General features: G+C 61.9%; 14 protein-coding genes. 8 read left to right on the top strand and 6 right to left on the bottom strand.

What is annotated here, in order from left to right:
- Positions 1-17: 17 nt before the first annotated feature.
- Entirely contained in the window at positions 18-1,268 is a 1,251-nt protein-coding gene (locus GGD57_RS20935) for an acyltransferase family protein (RefSeq protein WP_246713707.1), read from the bottom strand.
- Between the two features lie 689 nt (positions 1,269-1,957).
- Here GGD57_RS20935 and GGD57_RS20930 point away from each other — a divergent pair.
- A complete protein-coding gene (locus GGD57_RS20930) occupies positions 1,958-2,572 on the top strand; it encodes a 2'-5' RNA ligase family protein (protein ID WP_184472235.1) in 615 nt (204 codons plus the stop codon).
- Between the two features lie 27 nt (positions 2,573-2,599).
- Here the strand turns inward: GGD57_RS20930 and GGD57_RS20925 are convergent, their stop codons facing one another.
- Complete coding sequence (locus GGD57_RS20925) at positions 2,600-3,001, bottom strand: acyl-CoA thioesterase (RefSeq protein WP_184472190.1); 402 nt, start codon at positions 2,999-3,001, stop codon at positions 2,600-2,602.
- Between the two features lie 179 nt (positions 3,002-3,180).
- On the opposite strand from GGD57_RS20925, the gene GGD57_RS20920 reads away from it, so the two are divergent.
- The 4 genes from GGD57_RS20920 to GGD57_RS20905 all read left to right on the top strand — a co-directional run bounded on the left by GGD57_RS20920 (position 3,181) and on the right by GGD57_RS20905 (position 6,226).
- Positions 3,181-4,116, top strand: a complete 936-nt coding sequence (locus GGD57_RS20920) for a histone deacetylase family protein (protein WP_184472189.1) — start codon at positions 3,181-3,183, stop codon at positions 4,114-4,116.
- 2 nt (positions 4,117-4,118) lie between these two features.
- The gene (locus GGD57_RS20915; RefSeq protein ID WP_003584656.1) at positions 4,119-4,370 is read left to right on the top strand and encodes an exodeoxyribonuclease VII small subunit; all 252 of its coding nucleotides are present in this window, start codon (positions 4,119-4,121) and stop codon (positions 4,368-4,370) included.
- 87 nt (positions 4,371-4,457) lie between these two features.
- A complete protein-coding gene (locus GGD57_RS20910; RefSeq protein ID WP_184472188.1) occupies positions 4,458-5,225 on the top strand; it encodes an SDR family NAD(P)-dependent oxidoreductase in 768 nt (255 codons plus the stop codon).
- Between the two features lie 77 nt (positions 5,226-5,302).
- The gene (locus GGD57_RS20905; RefSeq protein WP_184472187.1) at positions 5,303-6,226 is read left to right on the top strand and encodes a pirin family protein; all 924 of its coding nucleotides are present in this window, start codon (positions 5,303-5,305) and stop codon (positions 6,224-6,226) included.
- Positions 6,227-6,262: 36 nt separating this feature from the next.
- On the opposite strand, the gene GGD57_RS20900 is transcribed toward GGD57_RS20905, so the two are convergent.
- Complete coding sequence (locus GGD57_RS20900) at positions 6,263-8,248, bottom strand: phospholipase D-like domain-containing protein (RefSeq protein ID WP_184472186.1); 1,986 nt, start codon at positions 8,246-8,248, stop codon at positions 6,263-6,265.
- A 264-nt stretch (positions 8,249-8,512) separates the two neighbouring features.
- Here GGD57_RS20900 and dxs point away from each other — a divergent pair, with 264 nt between their 5' ends.
- The gene (dxs, locus tag GGD57_RS20895; RefSeq protein WP_184472185.1) at positions 8,513-10,429 is read left to right on the top strand and encodes a 1-deoxy-D-xylulose-5-phosphate synthase; all 1,917 of its coding nucleotides are present in this window, start codon (positions 8,513-8,515) and stop codon (positions 10,427-10,429) included.
- Positions 10,430-10,607: 178 nt separating this feature from the next.
- Here the strand turns inward: dxs and GGD57_RS20890 are convergent, their stop codons facing one another.
- The 3 genes from GGD57_RS20890 to GGD57_RS20880 all read right to left on the bottom strand — a co-directional run bounded on the left by GGD57_RS20890 (position 10,608) and on the right by GGD57_RS20880 (position 17,396).
- Positions 10,608-13,916, bottom strand: a complete 3,309-nt coding sequence (locus GGD57_RS20890) for an adenylate/guanylate cyclase domain-containing protein (protein ID WP_184472184.1) — start codon at positions 13,914-13,916, stop codon at positions 10,608-10,610.
- Positions 13,917-14,231: 315 nt separating this feature from the next.
- On the bottom strand, positions 14,232-16,169 hold the full coding sequence (locus GGD57_RS20885) for a methyl-accepting chemotaxis protein (RefSeq protein WP_184472183.1): 1,938 nt from the start codon (positions 16,167-16,169) through the stop codon (positions 14,232-14,234).
- 234 nt (positions 16,170-16,403) lie between these two features.
- Positions 16,404-17,396, bottom strand: coding sequence for a DUF4424 domain-containing protein (locus tag GGD57_RS20880; RefSeq protein ID WP_184472182.1), 993 nt, complete (start codon positions 17,394-17,396; stop codon positions 16,404-16,406).
- A gap of 131 nt (positions 17,397-17,527) precedes the next feature.
- Here GGD57_RS20880 and GGD57_RS20875 point away from each other — a divergent pair, with 131 nt between their 5' ends.
- Together GGD57_RS20875 and GGD57_RS20870 are read left to right on the top strand one after the other, a co-directional pair.
- Positions 17,528-18,274, top strand: a complete 747-nt coding sequence (locus tag GGD57_RS20875; protein WP_184472181.1) for a TlyA family RNA methyltransferase — start codon at positions 17,528-17,530, stop codon at positions 18,272-18,274.
- Positions 18,271-19,521 (top strand): class I SAM-dependent RNA methyltransferase, encoded by a 1,251-nt coding sequence (locus tag GGD57_RS20870; protein ID WP_184472180.1) that lies wholly within the window; start codon positions 18,271-18,273, stop codon positions 19,519-19,521. The genes GGD57_RS20875 and GGD57_RS20870 overlap by 4 nt, the downstream gene beginning before the upstream one ends.
- Positions 19,522-19,530 lie beyond the last annotated feature (9 nt).

The raw sequence follows: 19,530 nt of genomic DNA, 5'->3' as shown, positions 1-19,530 counted from the left end.
CCACGCGAAGGCGGCCATTATGCGTTGCAAATCAACTCGCATCGTCGACCCGGCCCAGCGGCCGCCGGTGGAAGATCGGAACGTCGTTGCGCTTCCTGCCGATCACTCTCCTCGATCCTCGATTCCCCACTTAAACCCGAGACTCTTTCGCCTGAAAACCGGTGCGTTGCCCCAGCCTGTCGAAGAGCTCCCGCAAAAGACTGCGGATCGGCGGTTCTCCCCATTTGCACACGGCGAACGACGTTGCGCAGATGATCGCGACGGCGAGAGTGAGCGCCGGCAGCGGCGCCATTCCCAGATCGGTCAGCCAATCGACAATCTGGACGCCGATTGCGAAGTGCAGGAGATAAAGCGGGTAGGTCATCGCACCGAGGGTCTTGATCGATTGAAGGAAGGAGGCCGGCAGGCGGCTGATCCGCTTGCCGTAGCCAACACTTGCAACGACCGATGTCAGCCCCGCCAGCCAGATTGCGATTGCGGGGAATGATGAGAAGGAATGACCCGCTGTCGCAAGCGTGCGGTCGCTGGCGTTCTCGCCTGCCATGTAGATCTGCACAGCCCCCGTCGCCAGGGCGCCGAGGAAACCCAGCCAGGAAATCCGGCTCATCCGGCCTTGAAACAAGCAGCCATATGTAGATGCCGAGGGCAAACTGGCAGCCGTAATAAAAGGGAATGGCCCGCCAGGCGGTCTCGGTGAATATCGTCGGGATGGCTGCATCGGGAAAGGCATATAACAGGGCGATGAAGATCGTGCTGGCCAGCGACAGGCCGAAAGCCAGAGCTGGCATCTTCGTCTTTTGCCCGGTTAGGCACATGACAAAAACGATCGCGTAGAAACAGATCTCACATGCCAGGGTCCAATATTGGCCGTCTATCCATGGCCCGCCGGGATAGAGCGTGATCGAGCGCAGATAATTCTTGATGACGCGTCGGTTGACGTCATCGGTTGCGATGACGATCAGCGTCAGCGACGCACAAATCCATACCGCCGGATAGAGCCGCAGAATTCGCCCCTTGAGAAACGACATCGCAGTGGCCGAAGCGGCGGAATTGACGATGACGAACCCCGATATGACGAAGAACAATTCGACGCCGACCCATCCGGGCTGGGCGATATTCTCGATCAGCGGCATTGGGTACGGCCTGAGATATAAGGGAGAAGCCCAGGAAGCAAATCCAAGATGAAATACCGTCACCATGAGGGCACATACGAAGCGCAGTGCGTCGATCCCGTAAATATACGGGCTTGCGGCTGCGAATTTTACCATATTGCTTGTCTCCAACACCTTCGCCCAGCACCGCCCCGCCTGACATAGGGCGGGGGATTGTCGTGGCGAGCGAGAAATTGGATTAAGTGCCGGATCCGTTCATCTATCCAAGTGTCAGATCAGTTCGGTAGTTTCCGTATGTGTCTGACATTCCGGCCTGTTTGCCGCCGCGGTACGGACCGAAATCCGGGCAACAAAAAACCGCCTTGAGGCGGTCGGGCATTCTATCGATTTCCGTTTGATTTAATCTCCTCCACCGTCCCCGCCACCTCCATCGCCGCCGTCACAGCCTCCCCCATGCCCGCCGTCGCAGCCCCCGTCGTCGGAGGCCTCGAACCCAACTCCACCATCACCGCCTGCGTCCGGACCGGCTCCGGTGTTTGCGGTGGCCTGGGCGGCCGTTCTTCCGGTTGCCGCGGTCAGGGCAAAAGCCAGGACGCCTGCAACGAACATGGTCATCAAGAGATATGAATCCAATCAGTTTCCTTTCGTTTGCCTCTCGTTTCCTGATTAAAATAGTGGATTACTTCCCCGATCTCGGCAATAGCCGAGATATGAAACTTTTATGACATTCTCGGCCCCGTCAAAACGGGATGTGCCGCCATTGGATTTCATGATCTGATGGCAAGACATAAGGATTGCGCGCGTCTGCTGCAGCGCGCCTGTGCCGGGTGAAAGGACTGTTGCTGGTGATCCGCACGAAGATCGACACACTCTGGTTCAGGCGGTGCTGCGCGTTTCACTTGCAATTCCTGCCTGATCCCGAGACTCTGTCAAAGCTCTGCGGCTTGCAGGACAGTATCGAACGCAACAGCCCAGCGCCGTTGTCGCGCGTTCCGGCAACAAGCCTGCACATGACGATCGTCACTCTGGTCAACGCAGCGACCCAAGTCAGTATTGCGAACGACGAGGTCTGGAAGCTGAACGGGGAGAAATGGAAGGAGACGGTGGGGAGATTGGTCGAGGAGACTTCGCCGTTTGACCTCCATTTTCATGAGGTTGCGGCTTCAGAGGCCGCTGTCTTTGTAAAAGCAGAGGAACCGCCTGCATTGCGCAGGCTGCGCTCGGCCATTTCAGATGCCGTCCGCTTCCAAGATTGGCGTCCAACCCCACCCCGAATAGCGCACATTACTCTGTTCAGATTTTTTGCCGAAGAATGGCTGCCGCCGGTGGAGTTCGACACAGGTCTTTTGCCCACGGGCGTGAGAGTTGGATCCCTTACATTGCTGGAGGAGCGGATTTATCCGAACGTCGAGATCACCATACTCGGCGAGCCGCTTCTCCAGGGCAAAAGCACGGGATGACAATGCCTCGATTTTCGAGCCGAGCCACTAATCCAAAAACCGATAAAGCCAGTCGCGCGTCTCCTCCGGCAGCGAGGCCGGCGATTGGTCTTCTTTGCTGCGGGCCTGCCAGATGATTTCCACTTCGGCGGCGCGTTCTTCCCCGATGTCGACCGAGATGAGGAAGCCGATGGAGCGGACGCCGATCTTGTCGACGGCGGCGGTGAAGACTGCCGGCTCGTCGTAGTGCAGCGGGCGGTGGAGAATGCAAGAGACTTTGCTGGGACTATAGAGCGGTTCATCGTCGACATCCGGCCGTGACGACCAGAAGCTTACAAGGACGGACTCGGCATAGGAAATATAGGAGGCCAAGAACATCCGGCCGGTCATGTCGACATCGCGAAACGGCACATGAATTTCCGCCACACCAGGGCGTTTCGGCTGATTCATCAACAACTCTGCTTACAGAACTCCTCGTCAACGACAGTAGCGACGCGGTTCCTCGAAGTAAACGCCGGAATTGCAACGCGGTAAATGGCCGGGCGGCACGGCAACAGCGCTTGTTGGAATCATCGGGCGATGCCCCATCTGCTGTGGAACATGACATAAGCGACCGATAGAGTGTCTCCATGAGCACCCGTCTTTATGAACATCCGATCTTCCTGGAACATGTGACGCCCGCCGGCCATCCGGAGCGATCGGACAGGATCCGCGCCATCAATGTCGCGCTGGAACATCCGAATTTCGAGCGGCTGGAGCGCCGGCAGGCGCCGCAGGCGAGCGAGGATGCGGTGCTGCTGGCGCATCCGGAAGAGCATCTGATCGCCGTGATGCGGGAAATCCCCGAGGAAGAGGAGCGGATCAACCAGCTCGAAGCCGATACCTATGCCAGCCAAAAGAGCCTGCAGGCGGCGCTGACCGGCATCGGCGGGGCGATGGCGGCGGTGGACGACGTCTTTTCCGGCCGGGCCGACAATGTCTTCGTCGCCGCCCGCCCGCCCGGGCACCATGCCGAGAAGACGACGGCGATGGGCTTCTGCTTCTTCAACAATGCCGCGATTGCCGCCCGCCATGCGCAGAAGACGCACGGTGCCGAGCGTGTCGCCATCGTCGACTGGGACGTGCATCACGGCAACGGCACGCAGGATATCTTCTGGGACGATCCCTCGGTGCTGTTCTGCTCGACGCATCAGATGCCGCTCTATCCCGGCAGCGGCGCCAAGGACGAGAAGGGCAAACACAACACCATCGTCAATGCGCCGCTTTCGCCGAATGTCGGCAGCGACCATTTCCGCGAGGCGTTCAAATCGCGCGTGCTGCCGGCGCTGGCCGATTTCCGGCCGGATCTGATCATCATTTCCGCCGGCTTCGACGCCCATCACCGCGATCCCTTGGCGCAAATCAACCTGACGGGCGAGGATTTCGACTGGGCGACCGGGCGCGTGCTCGAACTCGCCGACCGGCACGCGAAGAACCGGGTCGTCAGTCTGCTCGAAGGCGGTTATGATCTCGAAGGCCTCGCCGAATCGGCGGGCATGCATATTCTGAGAATGATGAAGGGTTGAGAATGACTGACAGCGCCAAGCCCGAGGTATCCGGCCTCTCCTTCGAAAAGGCGGTCGCCGAACTCGAAAGCATCGTCGCCCGGCTGGAACGCGGCGACGTGGCGCTTGATGAATCGATCGAGATCTACGAACGCGGCGAAACGCTGAAGAAACATTGCGAAACGCTGCTTTCGGCCGCCGAAAACCGCATCGAGAAGATCCGGCTCGACCGCGCCGGCAAGCCGCAGGGCGTCGAGCCGCTCGACGGGGCCTGAGGCGCCGCAACGCCCTGACGAAGGCGCTTGGCGATCGGCTTGCGGCCGATCTATGATCCCCTTGCAGAATCTCGAGGGGACGGACACATGACGGACAGATTGAAGGGCAAGGTCGCCATTATCTCGGGCGGCGCGACCGGCATGGGCGGTGCTGCCTCGAAGCTTTTTGCGGCCGAGGGCGCGCGCGTCGCGATCGTCGACCGCAATGGCCAGGCTGCGGCCGAGACCGTCAGAGAGATCCGTGATGCCGGCGGCGAAGCCGATTGCTGGACGGCCGATGTCTCCGACGAAGCCGCCGTCAATGCCGCCGTTGCGGGCGTCGAGGAACGTTACGGTGCAGTGACCGTGCTCTTCAACCATGCCGGCACGATCGTCATCAAACCCTTCCTGGAAACGACGCTTCAGGAATGGGACTGGCTGCACGCCGTCAATGTGCGCTCGATGTTCCTGATGACCAAGGCCGTACTGCCGAAGATGATTGCCGCCGGCGGCGGATCGATCGTCTGCACCTCGTCGATCTCGGCGGTCGCCGCCACCCCGATGGAAGTGCTTTACGACACGACCAAGGGGGCGGTGCATATGTTTGCCCGCGCCATCGCGGTCGAATTCCGCGACCGCAATATCCGCTGCAACGCCGTCTGCCCCGGCTTCATCCGCACGCCGCACGGGTTGCGCGAAGTCGCCGACCTGCAGGCACTCGGCGTCGATGTCTCGGATGCCGCCATCGCCGCCCAGCAGGGTCGGATCGGCGAGCCCGAGGACGTGGCGCGCGCTGCCCTTTACCTCGCCAGCGACGAGTCGAATTTCGTCAACGGCGTCCATCTTTTCGTCGATAACGGCTTTACCGCGATCTGAGCGAATGCGCGTCCAATTGGACCTGCGACGCTCCCGGCGCTATCTGTGGGGAATGCCCCTGCGAATGGAGATCCGTCATGTCCTTCTTTCCCGGTAAAGATCCCCTGCCCGGCGATGCCTTCGCCTGCGATGCGATCGAGAACCTGATCATTCCGCGCACGAGCGATATCGGCGGTTTCCAGGTGCGCCGCGCCCTGCCGACGCGGCAGCGGCGGCTGGTCGGGCCATTCATCTTCTTCGACCGGATGGGACCGGCGATCCTGAAACCCAACGAGGCGCTCGACGTCAAGCCGCATCCGCATATCGGGCTTTCCACCGTCACCTATCTCTTCGACGGCGAGATCCGCCATCGCGACAGCCTCGGCACCGAAAAGGTCATTCGCCCCGGCGATATCAACCTGATGACGGCAGGCCGCGGCATCGTGCATTCCGAGCGTACGCCCGATAATCTGCGCGGCCATCCGTTGCTGATGTCGGGGCTGCAGACCTGGCTGGCGCTGCCCGACGACAAGGAGGAGATCGATCCTTCCTTCGCCCATACGCAAAAGTCCGACATGCCGCTGATCGAAACGCCAGGCGTTCGTGGGCGGGTGGTTATCGGCTCGTTCGAAGGCATGACATCGCCCGTCGGGGTTTTTTCCGACACGCTCTATGTCGATCTCAGCCTGCAGCCGGGTGCCAGATTTCCCTTCGGCGCCGGCCATGAAGAGCGCGCCGTCTACGTACTGTCTGGCGAGGTCGTCATCGCAGGCGATCGTTTTGCCGCCGACCAGCTCCTGGTCTTCCGGCCGGGCGATGCGATCACGCTCGAAGCCGGTGGCGACGGCTGCCACCTGATGCTCTTCGGCGGCGCGGCCTTGAATTCGAAACGTTATATCTGGTGGAATTTCGTCTCTTCCTCGAAGGAGCGGATCGAAAAGGCCAAGGAGGAATGGCGCACCGGCCGCTTCGATATCGTGCCTGGTGACGAAGAGGAATTCGTGCCGCTGCCGGAAGGCTGACGGCAGCGGCGCGCCGCCGTCGGCTTCTCCGCGAATTCAACCCACCGCGAAATAGCGCGTCAGCGCGCCCTTCGTGCGGTTGACGTAGCCGTCCTGCCAGCTGTCGTCGACGTTCAGAAAGCCCGACCAGCCTTTCTTGCCCTGCTGCTTCAACTCCGCCTCGACGGCACGGAAGCGGTAATGATCGTAGACGTCGAGAATGTGGACGGCATAGGCTTCGGCAAGGGCGCGGTCGCCTTTGACGATCAGCATGTTCTCGTCATTGGCGTAAGAGGCCTTGAAGCCGAGATTGTGGCTGCCGAGGACGACGACGCACTCCTCCGACAGGGGATCGATCACCAGCACCTTGTCGTGAATGATGGCGCCGACCTTCTTGGCCGTCAGTTCTTCGGCGCCGAAATCCGCCAGCAGTTGCCGGTCGTCGATGCGCGAGGCGCGGACGATCGAGACATTGGCCTCGTCGAACGTATGGGGCGAGACGGCGTCGACATCGTCGTCCTCATCGTCGGGATCGTTCTTCTTGCCGGCGACATAATTGGGCATCGCCTGGGCGCTTGAAACGGCGCCGGTGACGATCAGCTTCTGATCCTTAACGCCGATATCGATCGCCTCGCCGACGATGCAATCCCTGCCCGACTGGCCGGGATAGAAGGCGAGGAACAGCACGGCGTGCTCGGCACGGCGCATCAGCCGGTAGACTTCACGCAGATCGGGCGGCGTCGCCTTGCCCTTCTTGCGGCTCTGCATATTCGGCGAATACCATGCCTCGATCGAAGCGCCGTTGCCGGTCGGCACAATGGACGGCGTCTCGTTCGAGCCTCGGAATTCCTTGCTCTGCTGATTGTCGGGCATGCCATCGTCGAATTCGACAGGCACTTCCAGCGTCGCATTGTCCTTCAGCATCCGTTCCCAATAGGAAATATAGGCAGCAGCGACCGCATCGTTCCTGACGATCAGCGCATTGTTGGACTGGCCGGCCAGCCCCGTGGCCGTCCAGTTGGTGCTGCCGGTGAAGACGCTGCGATCAGCGCCATCACCATCAGGCGGGATATGCACGACGAACTTGTTGTGGCCGATCTGGCTCGAATTGTTGAACATGCGGTGGTGAATTTCGACGCCGGCATCGATCAGCGTCTTGCGCGCGTGGGCATTGCGCACATCCCAATCGTCGCCGACCTTTCCCGTATTGGCGAGGATGATGCGCAACTTGTCCTTGTTGGCAAGCAGCAGGTCGAGCAGTTCCAGGTCCTCCAGCTCATAGAGGGCGACAAGGAAGCGGCCGGGCGCATTCATGAAGTCCCTGAGCATCGGAATGACATCGCCGGCAAGATATTTTCGGATGCCGTTTTCCGGATTGGAGATCATGTCGATCAGTTCGTTCGGCTGCTTGACACCATCTTCCAGCAGAACGTTGCGCAGCCATTGCGCGGCAAGGATACCGTTGGTGAAGCTGGATTCGAACTGGCCGCGCTTGCGCGTCACATGCACCGGATTGGAGGCGACAGCCGGCCCGAGATAACCGAGCGGGCGTGGAGGCCCCTCATAGGCCTTGACCGCAATTTTCTCGAAGGTGCCGTCGAGCTTCCTGATCGGCCTGCCCTTTTCGTCCCGCTTGTTGATCTCGACCATCTCAGGCGTCGGATCGAGCGCGGCCGTCATGCCCGGCTTCAGATCGCCGAGCGGACGGATTTCATAGCGCACGCGGACCTCGTCCGGCCGCCGTTTCATCTCGTTGCGCCGCTTGCGCAGCGTCAGATCGCGCCAGGAGAGCTTCTGCACCGGCCAGATCGAGGTAGTTTGCGGCAGCCAGTGCGGATTGCGCTGTCCCTTGAAGGCGACCCAGGCCGCGCAGGTCACCCGGTCCTCGCTGCCATCGGCTTTTTTCGACACGTTTCCCTGTTCGTCGAGATAGACGCGGACGACTTCGAAACCAAGGCATCCGTCGATCTTGTCATCGATGTCCCAGGCCACATAGGCGACCTCGTTGTTGACATAGGCATGCGCTGCAACAATCGTTCCCATGACCTGTCCCCCCGTCAGCACGGCAACATTGCTACCATTCCGTGTCATATTCAAGCCGATCGCCAGCTCTTCGCGCGTTCGATCGCCTTGTTAAAATCAGGCAAGTGCAACTCACAGAAATAGAAAGTGATATCCTCCGAAACCGCTCACACTTTTTTCCGCCATGCTCTAAGGTGAAAACCTTCGGTTCCTGAAATGCACTTGTTTTGCCCCGATCTAATCGAATAAAGCGAAACAAGGAAAAGCAAGAAAGAGCGCCCGCCCGTGACACAACTGCCGAAGACCCCTCTGCTCGACCAGGTCATCTATCCCGCCGACCTGCGCAAGCTCGAGGATCGCGACCTGCCGCAGCTTGCCCGCGAGGTCCGGGACGAAATGATCGATGCGGTGTCGCGCACCGGCGGTCATCTCGGCGCCGGTCTCGGCGTGGTCGAGCTGACGATCGCCATCCACAGCGTCTTCGACACGCCTGACGATCGGCTGATTTTCGATGTCGGCCATCAATGCTATCCGCACAAGATCCTCACCGGCCGGCGCGACCGCATCCGGACGCTGCGCCAGGAAGACGGGCTTTCCGGCTTCACCCGCCGGGCGGAGAGCGAATACGATCCGTTCGGAGCGGCGCATTCCTCGACCTCGATCTCGGCCGGCCTCGGCATGGCGATCGCCGCCGATCTCGACAAGAACGACCGCCGCGTCATCGCCGTCATCGGCGACGGGGCGATGTCCGCCGGCATGGCCTATGAGGCGCTCAACAATGCCGGCGCGCTCGATGCCCGCCTCATCGTCATCCTCAACGACAACGACATGTCGATCGCGCCGCCGACAGGGGCGATGAGCGCCTATCTCGCCCGCCTCGCTTCGGGCCGCACCTATATGGGCTTCCGCGACTTCGGCAAGAAGCTGACGGCCTATCTCGGCAAGAACATCGACCGGGCGATCACCCGCGCCGTCGAGCATGCGCGCGGCTACGTCACCGGCGGCACGATGTTCGAGGAAATGGGCTTCTATCATATCGGGCCGATCGACGGCCATTCCTTCGACCACCTGCTGCCCGTCCTGCGCAATGTGCGCGACAATGGCCGCGGGCCGGTGCTGATCCATGTCGTCACCCAGAAGGGCAAGGGTTATCCGCCGGCGGAAGCCGCCGCCGACAAATATCACGGCGTCAACAAGTTCGACGTCATCACCGGCGCCCAGGCGCGGGTCAAGCCGAATGCGCCGAGCTATACCAGCGTCTTTGCCGAAGCGCTGGTGCAGGAAGCGACCCTCGATGACAAGATCGTCGGCATCACCGCCGCCATGCCGAATGGCACCGGCCTCGACAAGCTCGCCGAAGCCTTTCCGTCGCGCTGCTTCGATGTCGGCATTGCCGAGCAGCATGCCGTGACCTTCGCCGCCGGCCTTGCGGCCGAAGGCTACAAGCCTTTCGCCGCCCTCTATTCGACCTTCCTGCAGCGCGCCTACGACCAGGTGGTGCATGACGTGGCGATCCAGGGACTGCCGGTGCGCTTCCCGATCGACCGCGCCGGTTTTGTCGGCGCCGACGGGCCGACCCATGCCGGCTCCTTCGACACCGCCTTCCTCGCCACCCTGCCCGGCTTCGTGGTGATGGCGGCGGCCGACGAGGCCGAACTCAAGCACATGGTGCGCACGGCAGCCGCCTATGATGCCGGCCCGATCTCGTTCCGCTATCCCCGCGGCGAAGGTGTCGGCGTCGACATGCCCGTGCGCGGTGAAATCCTGCAGATCGGCAAGGGCCGCATCGTCAAGGAAGGCGCCAAGGTGGCGCTGCTTTCCTTCGGCACCCGGCTTGCCGACTGTCTGCTGGCCGCCGAAGATCTCGATGCCGCAGGACTTTCGACGACGGTCGCCGATGCGCGTTTCGCCAAGCCGCTCGACCACGACCTGATCCGCCAGCTTGCCCGCCACCACGAAATGCTGATCACCGTCGAGGAAGGCTCGGTCGGCGGCTTCGGCAGCCAGGTGATGCAATATCTCTCGAGCGACGGCCTGCTCGACAACGGCCTGAAAATCCGCTCGCTCGTCATGCCGGATATCTGGATGGAGCAGGCCAAGCCGGAAGCGATGAACGCCCATGCCGGCCTCGACCGTGCCGGGATCGTGTCGACCGTGTTCCGGGCGCTGGGGCGTGGTGTTGCTGTGGGCGTGGCTGGGTAGTTGATTATGTGAGGGTGTGCCGTGTGGCCCCCCTCATTCGCCTATGGGCATTCAGTCGAGCCGCGGGTCTCGGCTGTCCTTCGGGCTGCTGAGGGAGCCAACTCGTAGGATCAAAGCCGATGACGGCGAGCGAGGAGAAGTCCGAGCCAGGCTCGCTGTCGATCCGGAAACCTCGACCTTAACTGCACAGCGTATCCAACGCTGATTGTGCCGCAGTGAGGTCCACGATTTGATGCTTGGCGTCAAACATATGAACCGCCGCTCGCAGACGCGTTGCGGCATCGTCGACGCGACCTTGTCGTGCCAGAATTGGTGCCAGGTGTGTGATGGCGCGAAGCTCAAAAAGTTTTGCTTGCTGCCGACGGGCAGTAGCGATGGCTGTTTCGAACAGCTGCGCGGCGCCCGTCAGATCGCCTCCTTCCGCGGCGATTTGGCCACGAAGGCGAATACATTCTGCTAAGTAAGACGCTTCATCAGTATCGAAAACAAGGGTATCGACGTCATCAAGTATGCGCGATGCGTCTTCGACGCGACCGGCCCGCAGGAGTAGATCACAAAGTGCGCATATTTTCTCAGGGGTATGAAATACGACGCCCTGGCCACGCCAAAGACCAATGCTCTCCCCGACATCATCGATGCCAGCGTCCAGTTCGCCCAGATGCGCGCGGGCATAGCCACGCCACCTAAGGCCGCTGCCTCGACGTGCCGTGTAGCCATGCAGTTCGCTAATCTCGACTATCTTGTCAGCATTTTCTAGCAGTTGTTCATATTGACCGAGTAGCGCCTCCAATTCGCACCGTTCCAGGAGATACCAGGCGAGGTCGAAGGGCTTCTCTAGCTGACCAAAATTATGAAAAATGCGTTCCTTCGTTTCGACTGCGCCGTCAAAGAAACCCAATATCAGCAATGACTCGCTAAGATAGCCCAGGGCCGCGAGACGCTGATCCACGCCAGCGAACAAAATACGACCGTCTTCGTCGACACTATCAATCAAACCGAGCGCATTCCGCAAAGCATCCGCCGCCATCGACTGTTCTCCCCGGTTGAAGTGAGCCATCCCCTTGGCAGCCAAAAGGCCACTCAGATAGGTCTTGGGAAGAAGATTGGAAGAGCTTGCCAGCTGCTCTTCCACCAGGATCAGGTAGTCGTAATTGCGGCCAGAAGCATAATAAAATGGCGCGAGTGACAGCACTACGTCACATTGCAACTTGACCAGACCAGTGTTTGCGGCGGCAAGATGCGCGTCTTCAAGCGTTTTCCCAAGGCGCTCGGAGCGATACCCCTCGGCCTGCATCAAAGCATTGGCCATGGAAAGGTGGAGACGTGTCATCCGTTCGGCGCCGCCGGATATATCACCCAGTCTCTTGCTGCACTCGATCGCACTGGCAAAATGCGACACCGCTTCGCGAGTGGCAGCTCGGGCCACCGCGGCCTCTCCCGCCTGTTGCCAGCGCTCGAGAGCCGCCGCCCAATCTCCGGCTTCTTGCAAATGATGCGCGAGAAGTTCGGGTTGCGCGTCGGTGATTTCGGTCCATCGTTCCTCTAGCGCGATTGCGACACGCCTGTGCAATTCCTGGCGCTTGCCGCGTAGCAGCGTGCCATAGGCTACGTCCTGAACGAGCGCATGTTTGAAGAGGTATATGGCCAGTGGCCGCGTCCCGCGACAGAATGCAAGACCGGCGGCGACGAGCTGATCCAGCGCTCCATCCAGCTCAATCGCGTTTCGCCGTGCGACGGCTGCCAACAATTCGTAGGAGAATTCGCGTCCGAGAACAGCGCCGACCTGGGCGACCTCCTTGGCGACAGAGCCAAGACGGTCGAGCCGCGCCATCAGTGAAGCCTGCAATGTGGCCGGAACGTTCAACGCAGTCGTGGCCGCATGCGAAAGGACGGTATGGGCATCGCCACTCTCCAGCACTGCCTTCGTCAGCTCTTCGATGAAGAGTGGCACTCCATCGGTACGCTCGACGATCTCCGCGGCCATTTCGCTCCGCAGTTCTCGGCTGCCGACCACTTGCTCAACGAGTGCTGCGCCTTCACGTGGGCCGAGCCGATTGAGCAGCAGCATCGTTACGTGGGCCTGATCGGTCCACGTCGGTTCAAACTCGGGACGGAACGTGACGAGAAGCAGGACCCGCAGGCGAGGCACCCTCTCGATGACGAGGTCGAGCAGCTCGCGCGAACTGGGGTCGAGCCAGTGCACATCCTCGAAGAGCATCAGAACCGGGCCTTGCCGCGACAGTGCCTCGAGCTGACCGATCAGCGCCTCGAACGTTTTTTCTTTCTTTCGCTGCGGCGTGAGCTGAAGAGGTGGGAAGCGGCCGTCGATCGGCAGCGACAACAGCTCGGCGAGCAATGTTCCGTCCTCGGGCGAGGCTGGAGCAAGCAGCGCCACCAGTTTGTCGAGCTTCCTGTCCGGCGTGTCCTCCCGTTCAAACCCGGCGGCCCGTTCGAGCTGCGCAATGGTCGGATGGAGCGCGCTGTCCTGGCGATGCGGTGAGCAGAAATAGCGAAGGCGGGTATGCGGCTCATTCTGGATGCGCTCCTGCAAGGCGACGATGAGGCGGGACTTGCCGATCCCAGCCTCGCCCGAGAGCAGCACGACGCGGCCTTCACCACTTTTCGCGCAATGCCATTGTCGCAGCAGCACCTCGAGCTCTTCCTCACGGCCGATCAGTGACGGAGGGGTGGACCCGTGCAGCGCCTCGAACCGGCTGGCGACGGCGCTCTCGCCCACGACCTGATATGGACGGATGGGCTCCGGAAAACCTTTCACAGCGATTGCCCCAAGATCGCGGTATCGGAAAAGTTCACCGAGCAACTGCCGCGTTTGCGGTGCGATCAGAACTGCATCGGGCTCGGCAAGAGCTTGCAAACGTGCGGCAAGGTTCGGTGTCTCGCCAATGACGCCGCGCTCCTGTCCTTCGTCCGAGGTGATCAGATCGCCGACGACCACCTGGCCGGTGGCAATGCCGACGCGTACCCGCAAAGGCTCGGACTGCTGCAGCCGCGCGATAGTATCCACGAGAGCAAGGCCAGCTCGCACCGCCTGCTCCGCGTCGTTCTCGCGCGCCTGCGGATAACCGAAATAGATCAACACGCCGTCGCCCATGTACTTGGCCACAAAGCCGGAGAAGCGGGCGATCGTATCAGCGACACAGCGATGGAAAGCCCCGATGATCTCTCGCAGATCCTCGACGTCGAGCCGCGACGAAAGCGCTGTGGAGCCGACGAGATCGACGAACATCACGGTGAGCTGCCGGCGCTCGGCGACGGGCTCGGCAGCGCTCGAATCGGAGCGATTTGCAGTCCGCCCCAATTCGGCGATTGCCCTGAGGAGCCGCTTGCGATGCCCGAGCAGAATCCCGAGCTGGCAGAGGTCTGCGTCGGTCAGGTCGGACAGAACGTCTGCATCGATCGCATTCTCGTGGAATGCCTGTTCGTATTGCTCGAGGCCAAGGCCTCGCAACCAGGAGGCAATGTCCACGACAGCTTCCCCCTCGCCAGAATTCGTCTTTAAGAACATACTAAACTAAGAGGTGCCGCCGCGTCATCATCATTGCGTGAACGTCGTCAGTTCCCTGAAGCGATAAATCGCCCCCTGGCGGCAGCGGCAGCGGCACGGCGGCCCATATCTCGACCAGGAATTCCACGACACTGGCACTATGGGGTGGCCACCTTGCTCTCGATAAAGCGGATCGCGTCAGGTTTTTCGTCCACCAGACGGGGCCGTCGAAACAAAGAAAGGCGGCACATCTCTGCGCCGCCCTCTGCACTTTACGTTCCTTCCGAAAGCCCCGACTCAGAACTCCGTCCACTCTTCCTGAACCGCAGCCGCAGCACTTGCCTGTCTGCCGCCGAAGGCCTTGGTGACCTTGCCGGCGAGGGCGCGGGCCGGTGAGGCGACCGGGCGGGCGTTTGCGGCGGCAATCGTTGCACGCGGCGCCGGGGCCGTCTGGCCGAGCTTGAACTGGTGCAGCAATTCGTCCAGCGCGCTCGCTTCCTGAGCGAGCGCATGGCTTGCCGCGGTCTGCTCCTCGACCATGGCCGCGTTCTGCTGCGTTCCCTGATCCATGTTGTTGACGGCGGTATTGATCTCCTGCAGGCCGATCGACTGTTCGCGCGTGGCGGTGACGATCGCGCCGACATGGCGGTTGATCTCCTGCACCTCGGCGACGATCGCCTCCAGCGCCTTGCCGGTCTCACCGACGAGAGAGACGCCGGCAATGACCTGTTCGCCTGACGTGGTGATCAAGGCCTTGATCTCCTTGGCGGCATTGGCCGAGCGCTGGGCAAGTTCGCGCACTTCCTGGGCGACGACCGCAAAACCCTTGCCGGCATCGCCGGCGCGGGCCGCTTCCACACCGGCGTTGAGCGCCAGCAAGTTGGTCTGGAAGGCGATGTCGTCGATGACGCCGATGATGTTGGAGATTTCGCCCGAGGACTTCTCGATCTGCTGCATGGCGGAGACCGCCTTGCGAACGACATCGCCGGATTTTTCAGCGCCGAGGCGAGTGCGCTCGACGAGATTGCCGGCATCCTCGGCGCGCTTGGCGCTGTCGCGGACGGTCGTCGTCACCTGCTCGAGTGCTGCGGCGGTCTGTTCGACGGCAGCGGCCTGCTGTTCGGTGCGATGGGCCAGATCGTCGGCGGCCGAGCGGATCTCGCCGGCGCCGGCATTGATCGCCGAAGCGTTGCGGCCGACCGACTGGAGGGCTGCCTGCAGCTTTTCGACGGCATTGTTGAAGTCGTTGCGCAGGCTGTCATATTGCGGCGCGAACGGCGTCTGGATGCGGGCGGCGACATCGCCGTCGGCAAGTGCGGCGAGGCTGCCGGCAAGCGCGTCGATGGCGTAGCGGATCTCGCCTTCCTCGCGCGCCTTCTGCTCGTCGCTTGCCTGGCGCTGGCGCTCGGCTTCGCCGCGCATGCGGTCGGTCTCGCCGGAAAGCCGCAGCTTCTCGATCGCCGCCTGCTTGAAGACCAGCACCGATTGGGCCATGCGGCCGATTTCGTCACCACGCTCGACGGCCGGAACCTCGATGTCGTTCTGACCGCCGGCGAGGCGATCCATGGCCGCGGTCATGCCGACGACCGGGCGGACGATGGTGCGCGACATCAGCCAGGCGAGCAGGGCGGCGGCAAGCGAGGCGAGGATGCCGCCTGCAAGCAGCGTCGTCTTCAGATCGCTGTTGGCCTCGGCGCGAACCGTGGCGAGCGCATCGGACTTTTCACGGGCACTGGCCTTGATCTTGGCGGAAGCCTGGCGGAAGCCGTCGAGCTGGCCCTTGGCGGCGTTGACACCGATCTTGACGACCTCCTCGATCGGCATGTCGGTTTCCTTGCGGGCCTTGGTCTGCGGCTCGGCAAGCTCATGAAAATAGAGGTCGGCTGCCTTCTGCATGCCGTCGATCATCTCGAGCAGTTGCGGCTCTGCCGCGGCCGTCTGCCTGGCGGCGGCGATCGCCTTCAGCATGCGCTCGCGATTGGCGAAAATATCGCCATAGGTGCTGTCGCTGCGGAAGAGGATGAAGCCGCGCAGGTTGACCGCCTGCTCGAGCATCGCCTGCAGCGCATCATCGATCTGATTGACCAGCAGCTCGGACTTTTCCTGCTCGGCGGAAGCCGCCGCCGATGCCGTCGCCTTGGAATAGACGAAAACGGAAACGGACATGAAGATGAGAATGAGGGCTGCGAACGTGGCCGCAAGCTTTCCGTTCAAGGATATGTTTTTAGCGGACATCGGTGAATTTCTCCTGACGACAGTCGACGCGGTAAAAGGCGGGCGCGCGCGACGCGCAACCGCAAACCTTCTGAATTGGGAACATGATCGGCGGGGAGGACGCCTTGCGCCTTCATGGCACGAAGCGGTTCAAACGAACCGCTGCAATCGCGCCGAAGCTATGCGGGCGAGCTTTAGATTTGTTTAAATTAGGCGGCGCAGCAGCGGCCCAAGCCATGATTAAACTTGCTTAAATTAAGGCGTCTTCGTTTCCGCTTCCGGCGGATTGAGAATCAGGATGTCGAAATCCTTCTCGGGATTGAAATCCTCCGCCGTCATCCGGAAGGTCGTCGGGCCGATCTTCTCGACGTTGCTGCCGCAGAAGCTGATGAGACTGCCGGGCTTGCCCTTGTCGATCGTCAGCTGGAAGCGCTTGATCGGCCCCGCCCAATTGGCGCCCGTCGACAGCACATAGGAGATCCAGCTTTCGGTATAGTTGGCGCCGCCCGTCTCGGCTTCCGCGGCCCGCTGCCGGACGGTCCTGACAAAGTCCGCATCCAAACAGTATTTGCGGGAATATTCCTCGAAGCGTTGGCCCTTCGCCTCGCCACCTTCGAGAAAGCTGATGGCGACGGTGCCGCCGACGGCCGGCGTATAACGATGCTGGACACTGACCTTCTTCTTCGCCGGAAAGGTGGTGCGCCACCAATAGGTCGAACGCAGCGTCCAGAGCGGCACAAGATCGGCGTCCGTCATGGCATAGATCAGGCCGCGGGCGATCCAGTCTTTTCGGACGGCTTCGGGAAGCTTGGCGAGCGCATCCTGGGTCTTCTGGCTGTAGGGCAGGACCGGTATATGGTTTTTGGCGAGTTCGTCGGTGACGTCGATGCCGAGCGAGACGACGCGCTGCTGCAGTTTGGCGGTGATCGGCCTGCCGTCCTGCACGGTGGAAAAATGCAGGAAATTATCGCTGTCATAGTCCGATATGGCGGAATTGTTGTCCACCTGACCCGATATGTCGGGCATCGGGAAGGCGACAAGGCTGTCGACATCCTTGTCGGAGGTGTTCTCGAAGACATAGTCGACACGCACTTGCGAAGCGGAGATGAAGAGATCCTCCTCCGCCATGCTGACATCGTCGGATTGGGCAAAGATCAACCCACCGGTCTTTACCTCGGCCATGGTGTCGTTCGCCAGCGCCGGCGATGCGATCCCTGCCGCGACGAGAAGAGTGAAGAGCTTCAGCATAAAACACCCCCGTGTCTGCGGCCGCCCCGCGATTGCCGCGGCAGAATTATCGCCGAAAGCTTTTGAGGGTCAATGACGCTCCCGGGAACAAAACGCTTGCAACCGGCGGCTTTGCCGGTCATTCACAGCCGATGTCCGATCAAAACAGCCAACGCCTCGACCAGCTTCTCGTCTCCCGCGGCCTTTTCGCCAGCCGCTCGCGGGCTCGCGACGCTGTGCAGCGCGGCACCGTCAGGATCGCCGGCCACGTGGTGACGAAGGCCGGAGTGCTGATCGGCGAAGATGCCGTCATCGAGATCGACGATCCGGCGCAGGACTATGTCTCGCGCGCCGCACTGAAGCTTGCCGCCGCCCTCGACCATTTCCGGCTCGATCCCGCCGGCCATCACTGTCTCGATATCGGCGCTTCCACCGGCGGCTTCACCGAGGTGCTGCTGCAGCGCGGTGCCGCGCATGTCACCGCGATCGATGTCGGCCATGGGCAGATGCATCCGCGCATCGCCGGCGATGCACGCGTGACCAATCGGGAAGGCCTCAACGCCCGCAATTTGACGGCTGACGATATCGGCCGACCCGCCACCTTCATCGTCTCCGACGTTTCCTTCATCTCGCTGAAGCTGGCGCTGGCCCCGGCTCTTGAGATCGCCGAGCCGGGCGCCGTCGCCGTGCTGCTGGTCAAGCCGCAGTTCGAGGCGGGGCGCGAGGCGATCGGCAAGGGCGGGCTGCTGAAAGACCCCTCCTCCGCGCCCGCCGTCGCTGCGGAACTCGCGCGCTGGTTCACCGAGGATATGGGCTGGAACAGCCTTGGCCTCATCCCCTCCCCGATATCAGGCGGCGACGGCAATCGGGAATATCTTCTGGCAGGATTGAAACCGTGAGCACCGAAACCGTCACGATCGAAAAACTCGGCGCCCAGGGCGACGGCATTGCGAGCAGCGCCGCCGGACCTGTCTATGTGCCCTTTTCTCTGCCTGGAGAAAGCGTGGCGATTGCCCGCGTCAAGAGCCAGGGCACGATCATCTCGATCACGACGGCCTCGCCCGACAGGCAGGAGCCGCCCTGCCGGCATTTCGGCCCTGACGGCGTCAACGGCACCTGCGGCGGCTGCACGCTGCAGCATATGGCAGATGGCCCCTACCGCGCCTTCAAGCGCCAGCTGGTCGTCGATGCGCTGAGATCCAAGGGGCTGACGCCTGATGTCGGCGAGATCGTTCCGGCCCGGCCGGGCGAACGCCGCCGCGTGGTGTTTGCGGCGCGCAAGACCGAGAAGGATATGCTGATCGGTTTCAACCAGGCCGAAAGCCATCATATCGTCGCGATCGAGGAATGTCCGATCTCGTCGGCAGGGATCATCGCCCGGCTGCCGGCGATCAAGGCGATCGGCGCTTCGCTGGCGACCAATGCCGAACCCTTCCGCATTTCAGTGCTCGAAACGCTGTCCGGACTCGATGTCGCCGTCGACGAGGTGAAGAAACTGTCCGACCCGCAGCGGCGCAAGGCGATCGAAACCGTGCTCAGCCTGCGCGGCATTGCCCGTGTTTCGCTGAACGGCGAAATCCTCGTCGAGCCGGCAAAGCCGCTCATCGATTTCGGCGGCGTCCAGGTTTCGCCGCCGGCGGGCGGCTTTGCCCAGGCAACCAAACCGGCGGAAGAGGCAATGGCCGAGTTGGTGCTTGCCCATGTCGGCAAGGCCAAGCGGATCGCCGATCTCTTTGCCGGCGCCGGCACGTTTTCGCTCAGGCTGGCGCGCATCGGCCGGGTGCATGCGGTCGAGGCCGAGGCAGCGGCGCTCGCAGCCCTCGATCAGGCCGCCCGCAAGACGCAGGGACTGAAGCCGGTCAGCATCGAAAAGCGCGATCTCTTCCGCCGTCCGCTGATGACGCAGGAATTCAAGCCCTATGACGCCGTCGTCTTCGACCCGCCGCGCGCCGGCGCCGAGTTCCAGTGCAAGGAACTCGCCCGCTCCGCGGTGAAGAAGATTATCGCCGTCAGCTGCAATCCGCTGACGCTGGCGCGCGACCTCGCGATCCTCGTCGAAGGCGGTTATCGGATTACCGGGGTGACGCCGATCGACCAGTTCCTCTGGACCTCGCATGTCGAGGTGGTGGCGACGCTGGAGAAATAGGCGCCGATT

The organism is Rhizobium esperanzae (genome assembly GCF_014197615.1).
In the GTDB taxonomy this organism is placed as follows: Bacteria; Pseudomonadota; Alphaproteobacteria; order Rhizobiales; family Rhizobiaceae; genus Rhizobium; species Rhizobium esperanzae_A.
This window is presented reverse-complemented; position numbering and strand designations above follow the sequence as displayed.

Coding starts and splice junctions, on each gene's coding strand:
- GGD57_RS20935 (WP_246713707.1), bottom strand. CDS start 1,268: ATGGTAAAATTCGCAGCCGCAAGCCCGTATATTTACGGGATCGACGCA.
- GGD57_RS20925 (WP_184472190.1), bottom strand. CDS start 3,001: ATGAATCAGCCGAAACGCCCTGGTGTGGCGGAAATTCATGTGCCGTTT.
- GGD57_RS20920 (WP_184472189.1), top strand. CDS start 3,181: ATGAGCACCCGTCTTTATGAACATCCGATCTTCCTGGAACATGTGACG.
- GGD57_RS20915 (WP_003584656.1), top strand. CDS start 4,119: ATGACTGACAGCGCCAAGCCCGAGGTATCCGGCCTCTCCTTCGAAAAG.
- GGD57_RS20910 (WP_184472188.1), top strand. CDS start 4,458: ATGACGGACAGATTGAAGGGCAAGGTCGCCATTATCTCGGGCGGCGCG.
- GGD57_RS20905 (WP_184472187.1), top strand. CDS start 5,303: ATGTCCTTCTTTCCCGGTAAAGATCCCCTGCCCGGCGATGCCTTCGCC.
- GGD57_RS20900 (WP_184472186.1), bottom strand. CDS start 8,248: ATGGGAACGATTGTTGCAGCGCATGCCTATGTCAACAACGAGGTCGCC.
- GGD57_RS20885 (WP_184472183.1), bottom strand. CDS start 16,169: ATGTCCGCTAAAAACATATCCTTGAACGGAAAGCTTGCGGCCACGTTC.
- GGD57_RS20880 (WP_184472182.1), bottom strand. CDS start 17,396: ATGCTGAAGCTCTTCACTCTTCTCGTCGCGGCAGGGATCGCATCGCCG.
- GGD57_RS20875 (WP_184472181.1), top strand. CDS start 17,528: ATGTCCGATCAAAACAGCCAACGCCTCGACCAGCTTCTCGTCTCCCGC.